The 20,805-nt window shown below is 75.8% G+C and carries 16 protein-coding genes; 13 read left to right on the forward strand and 3 right to left on the reverse strand.

Annotation, left to right across the window (positions count from 1 at the left end; translation table 11 throughout):
• Positions 1–99: 99 nt before the first annotated feature.
• Both dinB and QOZ86_RS05690 read left to right on the forward strand, forming a co-directional pair.
• A complete protein-coding gene (dinB, locus tag QOZ86_RS05685; RefSeq protein ID WP_284490995.1) occupies positions 100–1,335 on the forward strand; it encodes a DNA polymerase IV in 1,236 nt (411 codons plus the stop codon).
• 155 nt (positions 1,336–1,490) lie between these two features.
• A complete protein-coding gene (locus tag QOZ86_RS05690) occupies positions 1,491–1,895 on the forward strand; it encodes an SCO2097 family morphological protein (protein WP_284490996.1) in 405 nt (134 codons plus the stop codon).
• 31 nt (positions 1,896–1,926) lie between these two features.
• On the opposite strand, the gene QOZ86_RS05695 is transcribed toward QOZ86_RS05690, so the two are convergent.
• Genes QOZ86_RS05695 through QOZ86_RS05705 form a run of 3 tightly spaced genes read right to left on the reverse strand, consistent with a single transcriptional unit; the run spans position 1,927 to position 6,569 of the window.
• On the reverse strand, positions 1,927–4,245 hold the full coding sequence (locus QOZ86_RS05695) for a transglutaminase TgpA family protein (RefSeq protein ID WP_284490997.1): 2,319 nt from the start codon (positions 4,243–4,245) through the stop codon (positions 1,927–1,929).
• Positions 4,242–5,564, reverse strand: a complete 1,323-nt coding sequence (locus tag QOZ86_RS05700; protein WP_284490998.1) for a DUF58 domain-containing protein — start codon at positions 5,562–5,564, stop codon at positions 4,242–4,244. The genes QOZ86_RS05695 and QOZ86_RS05700 overlap by 4 nt, the downstream gene beginning before the upstream one ends.
• 21 nt (positions 5,565–5,585) lie before the next feature.
• The gene (locus tag QOZ86_RS05705; protein ID WP_284490999.1) at positions 5,586–6,569 is read right to left on the reverse strand and encodes an AAA family ATPase; all 984 of its coding nucleotides are present in this window, start codon (positions 6,567–6,569) and stop codon (positions 5,586–5,588) included.
• 217 nt (positions 6,570–6,786) lie between these two features.
• On the opposite strand from QOZ86_RS05705, the gene mraZ reads away from it, so the two are divergent.
• The 11 genes from mraZ to murC all read left to right on the forward strand — a co-directional run bounded on the left by mraZ (position 6,787) and on the right by murC (position 20,779).
• The gene (gene mraZ / locus QOZ86_RS05710; RefSeq protein ID WP_284491000.1) at positions 6,787–7,221 is read left to right on the forward strand and encodes a division/cell wall cluster transcriptional repressor MraZ; all 435 of its coding nucleotides are present in this window, start codon (positions 6,787–6,789) and stop codon (positions 7,219–7,221) included.
• Between the two features lie 431 nt (positions 7,222–7,652).
• Positions 7,653–8,630, forward strand: coding sequence for a 16S rRNA (cytosine(1402)-N(4))-methyltransferase RsmH (gene rsmH, locus QOZ86_RS05715; protein WP_284491001.1), 978 nt, complete (start codon positions 7,653–7,655; stop codon positions 8,628–8,630).
• Positions 8,627–9,220, forward strand: coding sequence for a cell division protein FtsL (gene ftsL, locus QOZ86_RS05720; protein WP_284491002.1), 594 nt, complete (start codon positions 8,627–8,629; stop codon positions 9,218–9,220). The genes rsmH and ftsL overlap by 4 nt, the downstream gene beginning before the upstream one ends.
• A 4-nt stretch (positions 9,221–9,224) precedes the next feature.
• Positions 9,225–11,072 carry a peptidoglycan D,D-transpeptidase FtsI family protein gene (locus QOZ86_RS05725; protein WP_284491003.1) on the forward strand — a complete coding sequence of 616 codons (1,848 nt, stop codon included), beginning with the start codon at positions 9,225–9,227 and terminating at the stop codon, positions 11,070–11,072.
• A 119-nt stretch (positions 11,073–11,191) separates the two neighbouring features.
• Positions 11,192–12,760 (forward strand): UDP-N-acetylmuramoyl-L-alanyl-D-glutamate--2,6-diaminopimelate ligase, encoded by a 1,569-nt coding sequence (locus QOZ86_RS05730; RefSeq protein ID WP_284491004.1) that lies wholly within the window; start codon positions 11,192–11,194, stop codon positions 12,758–12,760.
• Positions 12,757–14,148 carry a UDP-N-acetylmuramoyl-tripeptide--D-alanyl-D-alanine ligase gene (locus QOZ86_RS05735; protein WP_284491005.1) on the forward strand — a complete coding sequence of 464 codons (1,392 nt, stop codon included), beginning with the start codon at positions 12,757–12,759 and terminating at the stop codon, positions 14,146–14,148. Before QOZ86_RS05730 ends, QOZ86_RS05735 begins: the two co-directional genes overlap by 4 nt.
• On the forward strand, positions 14,145–15,221 hold the full coding sequence (gene mraY / locus QOZ86_RS05740) for a phospho-N-acetylmuramoyl-pentapeptide-transferase (protein WP_284491006.1): 1,077 nt from the start codon (positions 14,145–14,147) through the stop codon (positions 15,219–15,221). The genes QOZ86_RS05735 and mraY overlap by 4 nt, the downstream gene beginning before the upstream one ends.
• Complete coding sequence (gene murD, locus QOZ86_RS05745; RefSeq protein ID WP_284491007.1) at positions 15,218–16,657, forward strand: UDP-N-acetylmuramoyl-L-alanine--D-glutamate ligase; 1,440 nt, start codon at positions 15,218–15,220, stop codon at positions 16,655–16,657. Before mraY ends, murD begins: the two co-directional genes overlap by 4 nt.
• Positions 16,658–16,767: 110 nt before the next feature.
• Entirely contained in the window at positions 16,768–18,180 is a 1,413-nt protein-coding gene (gene ftsW, locus QOZ86_RS05750; protein ID WP_284491008.1) for a putative lipid II flippase FtsW, read from the forward strand.
• Positions 18,177–19,319: an undecaprenyldiphospho-muramoylpentapeptide beta-N-acetylglucosaminyltransferase gene (gene murG, locus QOZ86_RS05755; protein WP_284491009.1), complete on the forward strand. Its 1,143-nt coding sequence runs from the start codon at positions 18,177–18,179 to the stop codon at positions 19,317–19,319. The genes ftsW and murG overlap by 4 nt, the downstream gene beginning before the upstream one ends.
• The gene (murC, locus tag QOZ86_RS05760) at positions 19,316–20,779 is read left to right on the forward strand and encodes a UDP-N-acetylmuramate--L-alanine ligase (RefSeq protein ID WP_284491010.1); all 1,464 of its coding nucleotides are present in this window, start codon (positions 19,316–19,318) and stop codon (positions 20,777–20,779) included. The genes murG and murC overlap by 4 nt, the downstream gene beginning before the upstream one ends.
• Positions 20,780–20,805: the final 26 nt, after the last annotated feature.

A 20,805-nucleotide genomic window follows, 5' to 3' on the forward strand; every position in this document is an offset into this window, starting at 1 on the left:
AGGCGGCCGCGGGGGTCTCGGTTCACTGCCGGCGGCGCGCCGGGGGGCGCGGGTGCTCCGCCCGGCGCGCACCCGCTACCCTTCCTGTGAGTCGAACAGATGTTCGAGTTCGAGGAGGGTGCTGTGGGCCGGGCGGAGGGGTGCACCGTCCTGCACGTCGACATGGACGCGTTCTTCGCCAGTGTCGAGGTGCGCCGGCGCCCGGAGCTGGCCGGTACGCCGGTCATCGTGGGCGGCGCCGGCAACCGGGGCGTCGTCACCTCGGCGACGTACGAGGCCCGCCGCTACGGCGTGCACGCGGCGATGCCCACCGCACGGGCGCTGCGGCTGTGCCCGACGGCCACCGTCCTGCCGGGGGACATGGCGCTCTACGGCGAGGTGTCCCGGTCGGTCATGGCGCTGTTCCGGTCGATCACCCCGCTGGTCGAGCCGTTGAGCCTGGACGAGGCGTTCCTCGACGTCTCCGGCGCCGGCCGCCGGCTGGGGAACGCCGTGGAGATCGGCGAGTACCTGCGCGCCCGGGTCTTCGACGAGCAGGGCATCACCTGCTCGGTCGGTGTGGCCGGCACCAAGTTCGTGGCGAAGCTGGCCTCCACCCGGGCCAAGCCCGACGGGCTGCTCGTCGTGTGCCCCCCGGAGGTGATGGGGTTCCTGCACCCTCTCCCGGTGAGTGCCCTGTGGGGCGTGGGCCCGAAGACCGAGGAGACGCTCCTGCGGCTGGGGCTGCGCACCGTGGGCGACCTGGCGCACGTGCCGGCCAGGACGCTGCAGCGGGCGCTGGGCCCCGCCGCGGGCAGCCACCTGCACGAGCTCGCCTGGGGGCGCGACCCCCGGCGGGTCGTCCCCGACGAGCCGGAGCGCTCCACCGGGGCGGAGGAGACCTTCTCCACCGACGTCGACGACCCGGTCGTCATCCACCGGGAACTGCTGCGCCTCGCGGAGCGGACGGCCGGACGGCTGCGCTCGATCGGCTGCCTGGCCCGCACGGTGAGCATCAAGGTGCGCTTCGCCGACTTCGCGACGATCACCCGCAGCCGCACCCTGGGGGCGCCCACCGACGTGGGGCAGGAGCTCTACGACACGGCACGCTGCCTCTACGACGCCCTCGGGCTGCAGCGGGCCCGCATCCGGCTGGTCGGGGTGCGGGCCGAGCGGCTCGTGGAGGCCGACTCGGCGCCCCGGCAGCTGGAGCTGGGGGCCCGCGAGCACGGCCGCCGGGAGGCCGAGCTCGCCGCCGACCGGGCCGCCCGCCGGTTCGGGGCCGGCGCCGTCCGCCCGGCGACGTTGGTGCACCGGTCTGCCACCTCGCGGCGACGGCTCGCTGACCAGGCCTGATCCGCCGGCCCGCCCGTCCGGAGGAGTGATCGGCCACCCCGCCCGGCGGGTCGTGGCACCGTCGCCTTTCGCGGCTGGCAAACGGCTCGTATCCTCGGAGGCACCGTCGGTGGGAGCCCCCCGGCGGAACTGGCTCCGCCCACCTGGAGGTCGACGTGCCGCTCTCCGAGCACGAGCAGCGTCTGCTGGAGCAGATCGAGCGCGCCCTCGTCGATGACGATCCGAAGTTCGCTTCCTCGGTCCGCACCGGCGATCGCCGTCTGAAGGCCCGCCGCAAGCTGCAGCTCGGCGCCCTGCTGGTCGTGGTCGGCTTCGCCGTCCTCGTCGGCGGTGCGGTCGCCGAGTCCGTGCCGCTCGGCGTGCTCGGTTTCCTGATCGCCTTCGGCGGTGCCGCCCTCGGGGTGCTGCACTATCGCGGCGCCACCGGTGCGGTGGAGCCCACCACGGGTCCCGCCGGAGCCCCGGGCGGGGCGTCCGCCGCTCGCGGACGCTCCAGCCGTGGTCGCCAGCCCATGAAGAACCGCCTCGAAGAGCGGTTCCGCCGCCGCTACGACCAGTAGCGCCCCAGCGTCGCCCGCCGGCCGTCGTCCGCTACGGACGGCGGCCGGTGACGTTCCGAGGCCGCCGGGCCAGCTTCGCCCGGGCACCGTCGACCAGCGAGGCCGGCCACAGCAGCGCCCGCACCCGCACCGGCCACGGCCGGGCCCCCACCAGCCCGCGGCGGGCCGTCCGCAGCGCCCCCCGCAGCCCCGGATCGGCTGCGCCGCTCCCGGGGCGTCCGTAGGTGGCCGCCTCCTCTGCCCGGGCCAGGCCCCGCACCGCCTCCACCGACGCCGCCGCCGAGGCCCCGCCCCGGCCGCGGGTCACCGCGAGCGCCAGTGCATCGGCCACGCGTCGAGGGGTCCACGACGGGTGGACGTGCAGGCCCAGGTCCGCGGCGGTGGCGGTCAGCTCGTCCCACGGTCCGGTGGCGTCGGGTGCGGCCAGCCGTCGGCGGCGCTGCAGGGCGCGCAGCGCCGCGGGGGACGCGAGCACGCCCGCAGCGGCGGCCAGCAGACCCAGCGTGAGCAGCAGCGGCCGCCGCGACGTCGCGGACCCCACCTGCGCGCCCGCCTCCGGCGTCGCCTCGGCGAGCGGGTCCACACCCCGGAGCGGTGCCTGGGGGGCAGCCGACGGCACGGGCAGGGCCGGGGCGACCTCGTCGTCGGCCTCGGCCGAGGGCCGCGGTGACCACGGCAGGGGCACCTGCCGGTCCGCCGCGATCGGCGTCGGGTCGAAGGGCACCCATCCCAGGCCCCGGAAGAAGACCTCCACCCAGGCGTGCGCGTCGTCGCTGGTGATCAGCCTCGTGCCGTCGTCCTGCACCTCGCCGGGCGTGTAACCCAGCGCCACCCGGGCGGGCATCCCCGCCTGGCGCACCAGCACGGCCATCGCGCCGGCGTACTGCTCGCAGTAGCCGCGCTTGAGCCGGAGGAAGTCGACGAGGTCGTCGCCGCTGGTGCCGGGGGCGGTGGAGAGGCTGTAGACGAACCCGTTGGCCCGGTCGGACAGGTAGGCCTGGATGCGCCGAACCGCCTCGTAGGGCGTGGTCGCCCCGGCGGTCAGCCGGGCGGTCAACTCGGCGATGCTCGGGTGCAGCTCCGGCAGGGCCGTGAACCGGTCCTGGAGGCCGCTGCCCTGCGACAGGGGGACCGCCCGGGACAGCAGCTCCGGCGAGGGGCGCGGTTCGGTCGCGATCACCCGGTAGGCCAGGCCTGCGCTGGTCACGTCCCGGCCGAAGACCGTCCCGGTCGCGTCGTCGAAACGCCATCCGTCGACGTACTCACCGTCGACCCGTACCGACAGCGGTGAGGACGGCACGGGCAGGAACCGGTCGTCGTGCTCCAGCACCTGGACATCGGCGGTCACCGGACGGGTCGCCTGGCGGCCCGGCAGCGGCGCCAGCGCCGAGTCCTCGGCGATGGAGACCTCGCCGTCGAGGTTGCTCAACGACCAGCCCTCGGCCGCGTCGTACTCGTCGAGCGCGACGGCGCGCAGGTAGCCCGGATCGGCCACCGACGAGTCGAGGCGCAGCAGCTCGATCGGCTCGGGCAGGATCAGCTGGCCCCGCAGTTCCGCGGCCGGGTCCAGAGCGGTTCCCGTGGCATCGCCGCCCCCGCCGAGACCGGTGGCGAACGAGCCCTCCGGGAGGACCGGCACGAGCCCCCCGAGCAGGACGCCCGCGCTCAGCGCCACGATCCCGACGCGCACCGCGGGGCCGGAGCCGCCGCTGACCCGTTCCGCGGCCGACTCGCCCAGCGCCCGGCGTTGGTCGGCCCAGAGCAGCACGGCGAAGCCGGCAGCGGGTGCCGCGAGGGCCAGCAGCCCGATCCCTCCGATGACGGTGCCGACGGGGACGCAGAAGAGGACGAGCAGCCCGACGCCCGCTGCCGCGGCCTGCCGGCCGGCCACCGCGACCAGGTCGACGAGGACGGCGAGCAGCCCGACGAACAGGGTGGTGAGGGCGAGCAGGCCGGTGAGCGGCAGCGCCGGGGTGGCCTGCTCGCGGATCTCGGCGGTGCCGTCGGCGAAGACCCCGGCCAGCCGGGTGAGGCTCTCGGTGGTGGGGAGCAGCCCGGCGACGGCCCCGTCAGGAGCGAATGCGGCGGTCAGCACGCACGCCACCAGGAGGAGTTGCCCGACGGGGACCAGGAGGGTGCTCACGGCGCCGACAGCGCGCGGGGCGGTCGGGCTCCGGGTCAGGTGCGCCGCCGCCCGCCGCAGCACCAGGCCGCCGGCCAGCACGGCCGCGACGACGGCCAGCACCGGCGGGAACCAGGCGCCGCTGGTGAAGACGGGGGAGAGGGCGAGCGATCCCAGGAGCGTGGCGAGCGCGGCGAGCACGGACGTCCGGACGTCGGCGTTGATCACGACGGCGCCCCCAGCGGCACGCCCGCCAGGCCGGCCCACGCCTCGCTGACGTCCTGGCCGGCCGCCGCCGTGGTCACCCGCCAGCCGGCGCCGGCCAGCAGCGCCACGGCCTGCTCCCGCTGCGCGGTGAGCGCCTCACGGGCGGCGGGGCCGGTGCGCCGCCCGTGGCCCGGGCCGGCGTCCGCCCAGCCGGTGATGTCCAGCAGCACGGCGGTGTCGGTGCCCGCCCCAGGGCGCAGGTGCACCAGGTCGGCGACGTCGTCGGGGCCGACGGCACCGAGCAGGCAGACCAGCGGCCCGTTCCCGGCCGCCCGGCAGGCGGCCGTCACCGCGGCGGACAGATCGACCCGCCGTGAGGGGCCGACGGCGGCCAGCCGGTCGAGGAGTTCGTCGGCGCCGAGACCGGAGGCCGGCGACAGCTCGCCGGCGTCGGTGACCACGCGCACCGCCGCACCGCGCTCGGCGAGCGCCACGCCGATGCTCGCCGCCGCCTCGACCAGCCACTCCAGGCTGTCGCCGGGTGGGCAGTCGTCGCCGGGCGGTCCGGGGACCGACCAGGGGACCTCGCGCGCGGGCGCGACCAGGTGCGCGCGGGCCCGCGTGTCGAGCAGCAGCGTCGCCTGGGCGCGCCAGGGCCGCTCCTCCAGCCGCACCATGAGCTCCCCGGTGCGAGCGGTCGCGCGCCAGTGGACCTTCCGCAGGTCGTCTCCCCGCCGGTACTCCCGGACGCTGACGTCGTCGTCCCCGTGGACCGCGACGGCCCGGTGCGACCCCTCGCCGCCCCGCCCGTGCGCGCCCCCGGGACCGCCACCTCCCAGGCGACGCACCCGGGGGACCACGGCCAGCGGAGCGGCGTCCCTCCCGGACACGGTGCGCTCGACCAGCCCGAACGGGTCCACGACGCGCAGCCGCAGCGGCCCCAGCTGGTAGCGGCCCCGGCGCCGACCGGTCACCCGGTACCGCACCGCGGTGGTGGCGCCGGGGCCCAGCCCGGCCACCGCGAAGCGGTGCGGACGGCCGAGTGCGGCCGGTACCTGTTCGGTGAGCAGCCAGAGGCCACCCCGGCGGGTATCGGTGTTCTCCAGCTGGAGGACCACCTCCGCCGGCTCCCCACGCGGCACGCGCTGCGGGGCGACCGTGCGCCGGGTGCTCATCCGGAAGCGGTTGCGGGCCACGCCGACCGCGCCCAGCACGGGCAGGGCCAGGACGAAGAGGGCCAGCTGCACCAGCGATCGCTCGCCCAGCACCGCGCCGGTCAGCGCGAGCACCAGTCCACCGCCGACCAGGCAGCGACCGCGGAAGGTCAGGGCCGACAGCACGCGGCCAGGGGCTCCCACGCGTCAGCGCCCGCGGGGAACCGGCACCGACCCCAGCAGGGAGGTGACCACCTGCTCGGTGCTCCTCCGGCCGACCGTGGCCTCGCTGCTCAGGAGCAGGCGGTGGGCGAGCACCGGGACGGCGAGGGCCTGGACGTCGTCGGGCAGCACGTGGTCGCGGCCGTCCAGGGCGGCCGAGGCGCGGGCGGCCCGCAGGAGCTGCAGGCCCGCCCGCGGCGAGGCGCCCAACCGCAGCTCGGAGGAGTGGCGGGTGGCCTCCACCAGCGCCACGACGTACCGGCGCACCGCATCGGACACGTGCAGCCGGCCGACCGCGGCCACCAGCGATCGCACCATCGCGGCGTCGGCCACCGGGCGCAGGGCGGCCAGCGGGTCGGTGGTGGCGCGGTCGTCGAGCATCGCCAGTTCGGCGGCCGGGTGGGGGTAGCCCATCGACACCCGGGCGGTGAACCGGTCGCGCTGTGCCTCGGGGAGGGGATAGGTGCCCTCCATCTCCAGCGGGTTCTGCGTGGCCATGACGATGAAGGGGCGGGCCAGCTCGTAGCTGATCCCGTCCACCGTCACCTGCCGCTCCTCCATGCACTCCAGCAGGGCGGACTGCGTCTTGGGCGAGGCCCGGTTGATCTCGTCGGCGACGACCACGTTGGCGAAGACTGCCCCGGGCTTGAACTCGAACTCCCGCGTCTCCTGGTCGTACACCGCGACGCCGGTGACGTCGCTGGGCAGCAGGTCCGGGGTGAACTGGATGCGCCGCACGCTGGCGTCGACGGATCCGGCCAGCGCCTTGGCGAGGGTGGTCTTGCCGACCCCGGGCACGTCCTCGATGAGCAGGTGCCCCTCGGCGAGCAGTACGGCCAGCGCCAACCGGACGACGCCGTCCTTGCCCTGCACGACGCGGCTGACGCCCGCCGCGATCCGTGCGCCGACCGCGGCGACGTCGACCGACTCGTCGATCGTCCCGTCGGCGGACCGTGTCGCCTCCGTCACGTTCCCACCGTACGTGCCCGCGGCCCCGGAGGGAGTTCGTGATCTCCCGGTCCGGCGCCCCCGCCGTCGCGTCGGGGCGCGGGGGGAGCGGTGGGGTGCGACACGGGCGGAAGTGGTGTCCAGTGGGGGCTGGTGGGTTACTGTGTCGACCGGTGGGGAGGCAGGGCCGTCAGGGGGTCTGCAGAGCCATAGGAGGACCGATGCGGGAGGTGATCCGGTGTTCGTCGGCAGCTACCAGTTGCGGCTCGACGAGAAGGGCCGGCTCGCACTTCCGGTCCGGTTCCGCGACCAGGTGGCCGACGGCATGGTGATCAAGAAGGGCCAGGACCGCTGCATCTACGGGCTCACCATGGCCCGGGTTGCCGAGCAGAGCGCCTCCATGGCGGCCATGGCGCCCTCGGACACCGCTGCGGCGCGCATGCGCGCCCGCATGAGCTTCGGGTCGATGGTCGAGCTCGAGCCGGACAAGACCGGCCGCATCACCATCCCCGCACCTCTCCGCGAGTACGCCCACCTGGACCGCGACGTCGTCGTGGTGGGCGTGGACACGCGCTTCGAGATCTGGGGCTCCGCCACCTGGGACGCCTACGTGGCCGAGCAGGAGGCCGCCTTCGCCGACATGGAGAGCGAGGGGATGCCGACGCTGTCGTGATCCCGGGAACGCCCACCCGTCCCCACCGGACTCCGCGCCGCACCGAACGAGCCGCCTTCCCCGCGGCTCGACCGGACCGGGCCCCAGCCGCCTTCCCCGCGGCTCGGTCCCACAGCGGAGGACCGCGCGGATCGACGGTGGGGAACCTCCGTAGGCAGGGGGACCCTCCCGGCCCCGCGGGACGCCACCTGACGCTCTTCCCCGACGCCAGGCGGATCCCGCGGGGCCGGACGCACCCGGGGTCCCGCGTCCCGCCGCCCCACTCCGCTCCACCTGCCCCACCGCGCCCCACCCCGCCGCCTCCGTCCCACCACCCTCCTGCGCCCCACCCGCCCGATCCCGCATCCCGCCCGCCGCCGCGTCCCCCCGACGCCGACCGACGGGCGGCACCATCGCGGAACCACCCCTGACCGTCCGAGAGGCAGCAGACGATGAGCAGCACCGGCCCCGCCGCGGCCCCGGTGCACGTGTCCGTCCTCCTCGACCGCGTCATCGAGCTGCTGGGCCCCGCCTGCGCCGGCGAGGGTGCCGTCCTCGTCGACGCCACGCTGGGACTGGCCGGGCACACCCTGGCGATGCTGGAGGCGCACCCCGGTCTCCGGGTCGTCGGCCTCGACCGGGACCCCGACGCGCGCGCCGAGGCGACCCGCCGGATCGAGGCCGCCGGCCACGCCGACCGGGTCACCGTCGTCCCGGCCGTCTTCGACGAGCTCCCCGAGGTGCTCGACCGCCTCCGCGTCGACGAGGTGCAGGGCGTCCTGTTCGACCTCGGCGTCTCCTCGCTGCAGCTCGACCGCCCGGACCGGGGGTTCAGCTACTCCACCGACGCCCCCCTCGACATGCGGATGGACCCCGGTGCGCCGCGGACCGCCGCCGACGTCGTGAACACCTACGCCCCGGCCGACCTGGCCCGCGTGCTCCGCGTCTACGGCGAGGAGCGCTTCGCCTCCCGCATCGTCGCGGCGATCGACCGCGAGCGGGCGCGGGAGCCGTTCACCGGCACCGCCCGGCTCGCCGAGCTGGTCCGCGAGTCCATCCCGGCCGCCACCCGGCGGACCGGCGGGCACCCGGCGAAGCGGACCTTCCAGGCGCTGCGCATCGAGGTCAACGACGAGCTGGGCGCGCTCGAGCGGGCCCTCCCCGCAGCGATCGACGCCCTGGCGGTCGGCGGTCGCGTCGCCGCCCTCACCTTCCACTCGCTGGAGGACCGGATCGTGAAGCAGACGCTGGCCGCGGGCGCCGCCGACCGGACCCCGCAGGGGCTGCCCGTGCCGCTGCCCGAGTACGGGCCGGTGCTGCGCCTGCTCACCCGCGGTGGCGAGGCCCCGAGCGCCGAGGAGACGGCCGGCAACCCCCGCGCCGCCTCCGCCCGGGTGCGGGCCGCCGAGCGCATCCGGCGGGCGGCATGACCCGGGCCGCCGTGCGCGCCACCGCACCCCGCACGGGGTCCCCGCGCGCCACCGCCACCACGCCCCGCACCGCCACCACCGGAGCACGTGGCGCCGGACGTGCCGCGCCACGGCCCGACCTGCGGCTGGTACCGACCGGGAACGCGGTCCGTTCGCGCCGCCCGGCCCGCGATGCGCTCCGCCCGCGCCGGGCACCGTTCGTGCTCCTCGTCGTCGCACTCCTCGGCCTGACCACCCTCGGGCTGCTCGTCCTCAACACGGCGATCGCGGTGGACTCGCTGAAGGCCACCCAGTTGCGCGCCGACAACGCCGCCCGCGCCCAGGAGGTCCAGCGCCTCGAGCGGCTGGTCGTGTCCGGCAACACGCCGGCCGCCATCGCGGGCGCAGCCGTGGCCGCCGGACTGGTGCCCGCCGGGGTCGCCGGTTTCCTGGTCCTCGGCCCGGAGGGGACCACCACCTTGCGCGGCACGCCCGAGCCCGCGCCGGAGCCAGAGCCAGAGCCCGCGCCGGAGCCCGAGCCCGCACCGGCTCCCGCACCGGCTCCCGGCTCCGCGCCGCCCCCGGTGACGGTCGCCCCGGGTGGGGACTGACCCCGTGCCCAGCAGTGTCCGCGGACCCGGCGCCGCCGGTTCCCGTACCCCGCGCACCGTGTCGTCCGGCCGGGGCGAGACCGGCCCTTTCGTGTCCCGCCGGGCCCCCGGCACCCGGCGGAGCGGAGCCGGGCTGTCGGTCGACCAGCGCGGCCGCCGGAACAAGGTCGGCCTGGTCGTCCTGATCACCCTGCTCGTGGTCGTCGTCGGGCGGTTGGTCGTCCTGCAGGGCATCGACGGCGCCGCGTACGCCAGCGCCGCGGAGCAGGACCGGCTGCGCACCTACCCGATCGCGGCCATCCGCGGGCAGATCCTCGACCGGTCCGGGGAGCCACTGGCCTACACCGTGGACGCCTCCCGCGTGGTGGCCGACCCGACGGTGGTCCGCGACCCGGCCCGTACGGCGCTGGCGCTCACCACGCTGCTCGACGTCCCCGTTCCCGAGCTCACCGAGAAGCTCTCCGCCGAGGGCCGGTACGTCGTCCTGGCGACCCAGGTGACGCCGGAGACGACCGACGCCATCGCCGACCTCGGCCTGCCCGGCATCGTCTTCGAGGACGACCCGGTCCGGCTGTACCCCTCCGGCGCCGTCGGCGGCCAGGTGGTCGGCTTCGTGGGGAGCGACGGCACCGGGCTCGCCGGGATCGAGCAGACCTTCGAGGAACAGCTGTCGGGCACGCCCGGCCGGCGCACCGTGGAGGTCGGCAGCGGGGGCAACCCCATCCCGTCGGGCATCGACGAGTCCGTCCCGGCGACCGACGGCCACGACGTCACGCTGACCCTCGACCAGGACCTGCAGTTCGCCACCGACGAGCGGCTGGCCCAGGCGTGCGCCGACGGCGCGACCACGCGTGCCTCCGCGGTCGTCCTCGAGGTGGCCTCGGGGCGGGTCGCGGCCATGGGTTCCTGCCCCGGCTACGACCCGGGCGCGTACTCCCGGACCGACCCCGGCCTGCTGGGCAACTCCGTCGTCTCCGACGTGTTCGAGCCCGGGTCGATCATGAAGGCCGTGACGCTGGCTGCCGCCGTCGAGGAAGGGCTGGCCACGCCGGACCGGGTGCTCTCGGTCAACGGGCACATCGAGGCCGGCGACGTCGTCGTCACCGACGCCCACGACCACGCGCCGGTGGACTGGACGGTCACCGGCATCCTCGCCAAGTCCAGCAACGTCGGCACGATCATGCTGGCCCGCGAGGTCGGCGACGCCACGCTCGAGACGTACCTGCGGGCCTTCGGCGTCGGGGAGAAGACCGGCATCGAGCTCCCCGGTGAGAGCCGGGGCATCCTCGAGAGCTCGTCGGAGTGGACCGAGAGCCGCGCGGCCAACGTGCCCATCGGTCAGGGCGTCTCGGTCACCACGCTCCAGATGGCGTCGATCTACCAGGCGATCGCGAACGCGGGCGTGCGGGTCGAGCCGCGCATCGTGACGTCGGTGAGCAGCCCGGACGGCCGGTCCACGGCCACCCCCGAGCCCGCCCGCACCCGGGTGGTCAGCGAGTCCACTGCCGAGGCGCTGGCCTACATGCTCGAGGCCGTCGTCGGTCCCGGTGGCACCGCGCCGCTGGCCCAGATCGAGGGCTTCCGGGTCGCCGGGAAGACCGGTACCGCGCAGCGGGCCAACCCGGAGTGCAACTGCTACGCCGGCGGCGGTTACGTGACCACGTTCGTCGGGTTCGCCCCTGCGGACGACCCGCAGTACGTCGTCGCGGTCGACCTGGAGCGACCCACCAGCTCCGCCGAGGGCGGCCAGGTCGCAGCCCCGGTCTTCGCCGACATCATGCGGGCCGCCCTGACCGCCGACCGCGTGGTGCCCTCGGGCACCGCCCGCCCCGAGTTCGAGCTGACCGGTTAAGGACCCCGCTGCCCCCCACCACTCGCAAGCTCGCGGCGGGACCCTGCAGCGGGGCCACCACGCGCGGGCTCGTGCGCGTGCGCGGGCCCGTCTCGTCGCCGCCGGTAGATTGGAGCCCCGTGACCCCGACCGAGCCCGGGGCGGCCCCGCGGGCCGCCGGGAACTGCCCGTTGCCCCTCACCGGCCTCGCCGACCTCGTCGGCCGACCCGTGCAGGGAGATCCGGCCACCGCCGTCACCGGGGTCACCCTCGCCTCGACCGACGTCCGCGACGGCCATCTGTACGCCGCGCTCCCCGGGGCGCGTACCCACGGCGCGGCCTACCTGGGAGACGCCGTCGCGGCCGGCGCCGTCGCGGTGCTGACCGACCCCGTCGGGTACGCCGCCGTGACCGATCCCCACCTTCCGGTCCTCGTGGTCGACGACCCGCGCGCGGCGCTCGGCGACGTGGCCGACCGCGTCTACGGGGAACCCAGCCGCCGGCTCACCGTCCTGGGCATCACCGGCACCAACGGCAAGACGACCACCAGCTACCTGGTCGAGGCGGGGCTCGCGGCCGCCGGGCGGTCCACCGGGTTGATCGGGACGGTCCAGACCCGTACCCGCGGGCGCGCCTCCGACGGGACGCCGACGGTCACCGCGCTGCCCAGCGTGCGGACCACGCCGGAGGCCCCCGCCCTGCACGCGCTGCTGGCCGGCATGGCCGACGCCGGTGTCTCCACCGTGGTCATGGAGGTCTCCAGCCACGCCCTCGTGCAGGGCCGCGTCGGGGGCGTGCGCTTCGCCGCCGCCGGATTCACCAACCTCGGGCGCGACCACCTCGACTTCCACGCCGACATGGAGGACTACTTCCAGGCCAAGGCGCTGCTGTTCGACGGGCGCGCCGCGGTCGAGATCGTGGACGTCGACGACCCCTACGGACGCCGGCTGCTCGACCGGCCGGGCCGCCCGCGCCCGGTCACCGTCTCCAGCACCGAGGGGGCGGTGGCCGACTGGACGGTGTCGGACGTGGCGCCGGTCCCCGCCGGCGGCTCCACCTTCACGCTGCACGGTCCCGGTGGGGGATCCTGGCCGGCCCGCGTCCGGCTGCCCGGCCGGTTCAACGTGGCCAACGCGGTGCTCGCGGTCGCGCTCCTGGACGGCATCGGCGTGCCGGTCGCAGACGCGCTCGCCGGGCTCGCCGCGACCGTGGTGCCGGGGCGCATGGAGCCGGTCGACGTGGGGCAGCCCTTCGTCGCCGTCGTCGACTACGCCCACACCCCCGACGCGGTGCGGACGGCGCTGACCGCGTTGCGGGGCGCCACCGACGGCCGGCTCGTCACGGTGCTGGGCTGCGGCGGTGACCGCGACCCGGGGAAGCGCCCGGAGATGGGGCGGGCGGCGGCCGAGGGCAGCGACGTCCTCGTGGTCACCGACGACAACCCCCGCTCGGAGGAGCCCGCCGCCATCCGGGCGGCCATGCTGGCCGGGGTCGCCGAGGTGCCGGGCGACCGCCGCGCCGAGGTGCTCGAGGTCGGTGACCGGCGCGCCGCCCTGGCCGCGGCCGTGCGGCTGGCCGGACCCGGCGACGTCCTCCTGGTCGCGGGCAAGGGCCACGAGACCGGACAGCAGATCGGTGACACGGTGCACCCCTTCGACGACCGGACGGTGCTGCGCGAGGTCCTGGGCGGATCGGGGACGCTGGCATGATCCCGCTGACCCTCGCCGAGGTGGCCGAGCTGACCGGTGGCCGGGTCGAGGGCGCGCCGTCCGGCACCGTGACCGGCACGGTGACCCTGGACTCCCGCGCCGTCGCCCCCGGCGACCTGTTCGTCGCCGTGGCGGGGGAGCGGGCCGACGGTTCCGACTTCCTGGGCGCCGCCGCTGCCTCCGGCGCCGTGGCCGCGCTGGCCGCCCGGCCCCATCCGGCGCTCCCGTGCGTCGTGGTCGACGACCCGGTCGTGGCGCTGGGCCGGCTCGCGGCCGGCGTGCACGGGCGACTGGCCGGTGCCGGCCTGCGGACGCTGGCCATCACCGGCTCCTCGGGCAAGACCTCGACCAAGGACCTCCTGGGCCAGGTGCTGGCCACGGCCGGCCACACGGTGAGCCCGCCGGGGTCCTACAACAACGACATCGGACTGCCGTTGACGGTGCTCTCCGCCGACGAGCACACCAGGTTCCTGGTGCTGGAGATGGGCTCGCGCGGCCCCGGGCACATCGCCCGGCTGTGCGGGGTGGCCCGCCCGCAGGTCGGCGTCGTCCTCAACGTGGGCTCGGCCCACCTCGGGGAGTTCGGCAGCCCCGAGGGGATCGCGCAGGCCAAGGGGGAACTGGTCGAGGCGCTGCCCGCCGACGGCACCGCGGTGCTCAACTCCGACGACCCGAGGGTCCTGGGCATGGCGTCCCGCACCGGGGCCCGTGTGCTGCGCACCGGCCGGGGTGCCGAGGCCGACGTCCGCGCGGTCGACGTCTCGCTGGACGACGCGGCCCGCGCCCGGTTCACCCTGGTGGCCGCGGGGGAGCGCCACCCTGTGGCGCTGCGCGTGGTCGGCGAGCACCAGGTGGCCAACGCGCTGTCGGCGGCCGGCGCCGCCCTGGCCGCCGGGATGGCGGCCGCCGACGCGGCCGCGGCGCTCTCCACGGCGCAGTCACGCAGCCGCTGGCGCATGGAGGTGGACCGGCGGGCCGACGGGGTCACGGTCGTCAACGACGCCTACAACGCCAACCCCGAGTCGATGCGGGCCGCGCTGGCGGCGCTGGCGGGGCTGCCTGCGGAGCGCCGGATCGCCGTCCTGGGCGGCATGGCCGAGCTGGGCCCGGAGGCCGCAGCCGAGCACGAGCGGCTGGGCCGCGCCGCCGTGGCTGCGGGCGTCGACCTGGTCGTTGCCGTGGGCGCCGATGCGGTAGGCATAGCGGAGGGCGCCTCCGTCGCGGGGCGGCGCGCAGGAGAGGAGTCGGTGCACGTGCCGGACCGGAGCGCCGCCCTGGCGTGGCTGTCGGAGGCGCTTCGCCCGGGGGACGTCGTCCTGGTCAAGGCCAGCCGCTCCTACGGCCTGGAACTGCTCGCGGCCGACCTGCTGGGCGGTGCAGCCCAGTGAGGAGCGTCCTCATCGCGGCGGCCGTCGGCCTGGTCATCTCCATCCTGCTGACCCCGCTGGCCATCCGCGCTTTCCGCCGCCAGGGGCTGGGCCAGGAGATCCGCGACGACGGCCCCGAGAGCCACCTGTCCAAGAAGGGCACGCCCACCATGGGCGGCACCGTCATCGTGGGTGCCACGGTGGTCGGCTATCTCGCCGCGCACCTGGCGTTCGTCGGCCAGGACAACTGGGGTTTCAGCGCCACCGGCCTGCTGCTGCTGTTCCTGATGGTCGGCATGGGGACGGTCGGCTTCCTCGACGACTACCTCAAGATCCGGCACCGGCGCAGCCTCGGGCTCAACAAGACGGCCAAGCTGGTGGGGCAGCTGGTGATCGGCGTGACCTTCGCGGTGCTGGCGATCAACTTCCCCAGCAACGGGATCACCCCGGCGTCCACGGTGGTCTCCTACGTCCGCGACATCGCCCCGCTGGCCCTGGGGCCGATCGCGTTCGTGATCCTGGCGTACCTGTTCATCGCCGGGTTCAGCAACGCCGTGAACCTCACCGACGGCCTCGACGGGCTGGCTGCCGGGTCGTCGGCGATGGTGCTGGCCTCCTACATCGTCATCTCCTTCTGGCAGTTCACCCACGACTGCGCCAACGAGCTGATCGAGGGCTGCTACACCGTCCGCGACCCCTTGGACGTCACGCTGGTCGCGGCCGCCGGCATGGGCGCCTGCCTTGGCTTCCTGTGGTGGAACACCAGCCCGGCCCGCATCTTCATGGGCGACACCGGCTCGCTGGCCCTCGGTGGCCTGCTCTCGGGCCTGGCGATCGTCACCCGCACGGAGCTGCTGCTGGTCGTGCTGGGCGGGCTCTTCGTGGCGGTCACGCTGTCGGTCGTCATCCAGGTGGCGTTCTTCCGCGCCACCCGGCGGCGGGTGTTCCGCATGGCGCCGCTGCACCACCACTTCGAGCTGGCCGGCTGGACGGAGAACACCGTCATCGTGCGGTTCTGGCTGGTCACCGGCATGGCGGTCGGCTTCGGGCTCGGGCTGTTCTACGCCGACTGGCTCAGCTTCGTGGGCCTGTGAGTGACGTTGTGAGCGGGCACGACTCCCCGGTCGCCGGCCGCACGGTCCTGGTCGCCGGCCTCGGCGTCTCCGGGGTGGCGGCCGCACGGGTGCTGCTCGCCCAGGGCGCCGCCGTGCTGCTGACCGACGCCGCGGAGCCCGCGGCCGTCGCCGAGCTGAGCGGCCTGGGTGCCCGGTGGCTGGGCGCGGTGGAGACCCTGCCCGACGGGGTGGACCTGGTGGTCACCTCGCCGGGCTGGCGCCCCGACGCGCCGCTGCTCGTCGACGCCGCCGGCCGCGGCGTCGAGGTGATCGGCGAGCCGGAGCTGGCCTGGCGGCTGCGCCTCCCCGGCCCCGACGGGGTGCCGGCGCCCTGGCTGGCGGTCACCGGCACGAACGGCAAGACCACCACGGTCACGATGCTCGAGGCGATCCTGACCGCGGCCGGTCGCCGCGCGGTCGCCGCCGGCAACGTGGGCCGCCCGCTGGTCGAGGTGGTCACCGCCCGGGACGACGACGGCGCCCCCGCCTTCGACGTCGTCGCCGTCGAGCTCTCCAGCTTCCAGCTGCACTGGTCCTCCTCGCTGGCCCCGGCCGCCGCCGCGGTGCTCAACGTCGCCGACGACCACACCGACTGGCACGGGTCCTTCGCCGCCTACCGGGACGCGAAGGCCCGCATCCTCGAACGGTCGCCGGTGGCCGTGGCCGATGCCGGCGACCCGGTGGCCTCGGCGGTCGTCGCCACCCATCCGCGGCCGGTCACCGTCACCCTCGGCGAACCCGCCCCCGGTCAGCTCGGTGTGCGGGCCGGGGCGCTGGTCGACCGCGCTTTCGCCGACGACCCGGCGGGGGAACACCTACTGGCGCGCGAGGACCTGCCGGTGCCCGGGCCGCACAACACGGTCAACGCCCTGGTGGCCGCGGCGCTGGCCCGGGCGATCGGTGTCGACGCCGCCGCGGTCCGCCGGGGGCTTGCCCGCTTCCGCGGCGGCGCGCACCGCAACGTCCTCGTCGCCACGGTGGACGGGGTGGAGTACGTCGACGACAGCAAGGCGACCAACCCGCACGCCGCCGGCGCCTCCCTCGCCGCGTACCCGCGGGTGGTCTGGATCGCCGGGGGGCTGCTCAAGGGCGCCGACGTCGACCCGCTCGTGTCGGCCGTCGCTCCCCGGCTGGCCGGGGTGGTGCTGCTGGGCCGCGACCGCGCGGTGGTGGCCCGGTCCCTCGCGCGACACGCCTCGTCGGTCCCCGTGGTGGAGGTGGCCAGCGGGAACGATGAGGCGATGGACGCCGAGACGACGATGACCCGGGTCGTCGCCGCCGCGGCGGGGCTGGCCCGGCCGGGGGACACGGTGCTGCTGGCGCCGGCCGCGGCCTCCATGGACGTCTTCCGCGACTACGGTCACCGCGGGCGTGCCTTCGCCGACGCGGTGCAGGCGCTGGGGGGGCGGGTGTGACCACGACCGAACGGCCGGTGCGCGCGTCCCGGTCCTCGCGCGGACGGGCGCCGGCCGCCCGGAGACCCTCGCGGCGGCGCTGGTCGGGGCCCGTGTGGCTCGACGGGCCGATGACCAGCTGCCACCTGGTGCTGGGCGCCGCCGGGCTGCTGCTCCTCATCGGCCTGGTCATGGTCTTCTCCGCCTCCGCGATCGAGGCCGCTCTGGCCGACGAGCCGGCCTGGGCTCCGGGGGTGAAGCAGCTGGTGCTGGCCTGCATCGGGCTGGTCGCGATGGGCGTCGCCCTGCGGCTGCCCGTGGGCGTGGTGCGGCGCTGGGCGCCCATCGCGCTGGTGGTGGTCTTCGTCCTGCTGCTGCTCGTGCTCATCCCCGGCATCGGGATCGAGCGCAACGGCGCCCGGCAGTGGATCCCGCTGGGCGTGACGGACTTCCAGCCGTCGGAGCTGGGAAAGCTGGTCTTCGCGCTGTGGGGCGCGCACGTGCTGGCGCTGCGCGAGCGCTACCCGACGACGAGCTCGCTGCTGGTGCCGGTGCTGCCGGTCTTCGGTGCCCTGTCGCTGCTGCTGATCGCCGAACCGGACTTCGGTGGCGTGGTCAGTCTCGGCCTGGTCCTGGTCGGGCTGCTCTGGGCGGGGGGCATGCCGCTGCGCTGGTTCGGGGCGTTCGCCGGCGCGGCCGTTCTCGCCATGGTGATCATGGTGCAGGCCGCGCCGTACCGCATGGAGCGGATCACCGCGTTCCTCGACCCGTTCGCCGACCCCACCGACACGGGCTTCCAGGCGATCCGCGGCATGTACGCGCTGGCCACCGGCGGCCTGTGGGGCGTGGGCCTGGGCAACAGCGCGATGAAGTGGAACATCCTGCCCGAGGCGGAGTCCGACTACATCTTCGCGATCATCGGCGAGGAGCTCGGTTTCCTCGGCTGCCTGGTGGTCGTCACCCTCTACGGCGTCCTGGCCTACGCGGGCTTCCGCATCGCCCGCCGCTCGGCCGACCGGTTCGTGCAGCTGGCCTGTGTCGCCATCACCGTGTGGCTGATCGGCCAGGCGACCATGAACATGGGGTACGTGGTGGGCCTGCTGCCGGTGACCGGAGTGACCCTCCCGCTGATCTCGGCGGGCGGGACCTCGCTGGTCCTCACCCTCTTCATCGTCGGGCTGCTGGCCCGGTTCGCGCTGTCCGAGCCGGCCGCCGTCGAGGCGCTGCGCATCGCCGAGCGCGGCCGGCTCTCCCGGCTGCTGCTGCCGGCCCCCACCACGGCCGTCGACCAGGTGCGCCCCCGACGGTTCCCCGCGGAAGCGGCTACGGAGCGGCCGGTCGTCGGCAGCGTGCGCACCCTCCTGCACGCGCGCGGCACGACGCCTCGCCGGACGCCGGCGCGCACCGAGAACGCCGCGCGCGGCGCGGCCCCCGCGCGGCCACGGCCGGCCGCGCGCACCGCTCCGGCGCGAGGTACCGCCGGTACCCCGGCGCCGCGGCAGCGTCCCGTCGGCTCCCGGGTCCGTCCGGGGGGCGAGCGATGAACCGGCCGATGTCGGTGGTCCTCGCCGGGGGCGGCACCGGCGGGCACATCGAGCCGATGCTGGCGCTCGCCGATGCGCTCCGCCGGCGCGGCGGCGAGCTCCGCATCACGTGCCTGGGCACCGCCCGGGGGATGGAGACGCGCCTCGTGCCGGCCCGCGGGTACGACCTGCGTCTGATCCCACCGGTGCCGTTGCCCCGCAAGCCGACGCCGGACCTGCTGCGCGTACCGGGCCGGGTGCGTCGGTCGGTGGCCGAGACCCGTGCGCTGCTGCACGAGCTGACCGCCGACGTCGTCGTGGGCTTCGGCGGGTACGTGGCTCTGCCGGCCTACCTCGCCGCACGGCGGGCGGGGATCCCGATCGTGGTGCACGAGCAGAACGCGCTGCCGGGCCTGGCCAACCGGATCGGCGCGCGGATCGCCGCCCGCGTCGCGGTCACCGCCCCCGGGACGCCGCTGCACCGCGGCGAGCACGTCGGGATGCCGCTGCGCCGCGCGATCTCCTCCCTCGACCGCACCGCCCGCCGGGCCGAGGCCCGCGCCGAGTTCGGCCTGGACGCCGACCGGCCCACGCTGCTGGTCTTCGGCGGCTCGCAGGGCGCCGCCACGCTGAACCGGGCGGCGGTCGGTGCCGCCGACGCACTGACCGCCGCGGGGGTCCAGGTGCTGCACGCCCGGGGGCCGAAGAACACCGACGTGACGGTTCCGGCGCGGCCCCAGGGCAGCGCGCCGTACGTCGTCGTCGACTACCTGGAGCGCATGGACCTCGGCTACGCCGCCGCCGATCTGGCGCTCTGCCGGTCCGGGGCCGTCACCGTCGCCGAGCTCTCGGCGGTGGGTCTGCCGGCGGCCTTCGTCCCACTGCCGATCGGCAACGGGGAGCAGCGGCGCAATGCGCAGCCGGTTCTCGATGCCGGAGGCGGCCTGCTGGTCGAGGATGCGGAGCTGGACCCCGGGTGGATCACCGCGCAACTGCTGCCCCTGCTCACCGATCCCGCGGCGCTCGCGGGCCTGGCCCGGCACGCCGCGGCGGCCGGGATGGCCGACGCCGACGAGCGGTTGGCCGACATCGTGTGCGAGGTGGCGAGGCGGCCTGCGACGTCGAGCGAGGAGCGGAACGAGCCCGGAGTCGAGCAATGAGCGCCGAGGACGTCGCGGCCTGGACGGGGCCGGTGCCGTCGTTGCCCGAGCTGGGTGCGGTGCACTTCATCGGGATCGGTGGCGCCGGCATGAGCGGGATCGCCCGGATCCTGCTGGCCCGTGGCGTGCGGGTGTCCGGTAGCGACCGCCGGGAGAGTCCCACCCTGCTGGCGCTGCGCGCCCTGGGTGCGCGGGTGGAGCTCGGCCACGACGCGGCGCACGTGCGGGACTCCGACACCGTGGTCGTCTCCACCGCCATCCGGTCGGACAACCCCGAGCTGGTCGAGGCGCGGGAGCGTGGGCTCCGGGTGCTGCCCCGCGCGGTGGCGCTGGCCGCCGTCATGGCCGGACGGCGCAGCATCGCCGTCGCCGGCACCCACGGGAAGACCTCCACCACCTCGATGCTGACCGTCGCCGTGCAGGCCTGCGGCGTGGACGCCTCCTTCGCCATCGGCGGCAACCTCAACGAGTCGGGCAGCAACGCGCACGCCGGCGAGGGCGACGTCTTCGTGGCCGAGGCCGACGAGAGCGACCGGTCCTTCCTGCTGCTGTCGCCGTTCGCCGGCATCGTCACCAACGTCGAGGCCGACCACCTCGACAACTACGGCGATCTGGCGGCCGTGGAGGCGGCCTTCGACCGGTTCCTGCAGACGGTGCGGCCCGACGGTTTCGTGGTGCTGTGCGCCGATGATCCCGGCGCGGCCCGGCTGGCGACGGTCCCGGGGGCCGCCCGGGTGCGCACCTACGGCACCGCCGCCGATGCCGATCTGCGGCTGATCGACCTCGAGGTCGGCCGGGAGCAGACCAGCTACACCGCGGTCCTGGACGGGGTGGGCCTCGGCCGGGTGCGGATCCGGCTTCCCGGCGAGCACATGGCGCGCAACAGCGCGGCCGCGCTGCTGGCCGGGCTGGAACTCGGCCTGCCCGCGGCCGGGCTCGTCGACGGGCTCGGGCGGTTCGGTGGCGTGCACCGCCGCTTCGAGCTGAAGGGCGTGGCCGGCGGGGTGCGCGTGTACGACGACTACGCCCACCACCCCACCGAGGTGGAGGCGCAGCTGCGGGCGGCCCGCGCGGTGGCGGGGGAGGGGCGGCTCGTCATCGCCTTCCAGCCGCACCTGTACAGCCGGACCCGCGAGTTCGCCGAAGGCTTCGGCGCCGCCCTCGGCCTGGCCGACGAGGTCGTGGTCATGGACGTCTACGGTGCGCGGGAGGACCCCGTGCCGGGGGTCACCGGCGCGATGGTGGCCGACGCGGTGCCCCTGCCGCCCGACCGGGTGCTGTTCGAGCCGTCGTGGTCGGCGGCCGGTCCCGCGCTCGCCGCCCGGGCCCGCCCCGGGGACCTGGTCATGACCATGGGTGCCGGTGACGTGTCCATGGTGGGACCGGAGGTGCTGGACGCCCTGCGCAGTGCGGAGGGGCCGGCCGGGGGGAAGGACGACGCGCCGGACGCCGGCCGGTGAGCCGGACCGGGAGCACCACCCGCGAC

This window comes from Blastococcus capsensis (assembly GCF_030165005.1).
Lineage (GTDB): Bacteria > Actinomycetota > Actinomycetes > Mycobacteriales > Geodermatophilaceae > Blastococcus > Blastococcus capsensis.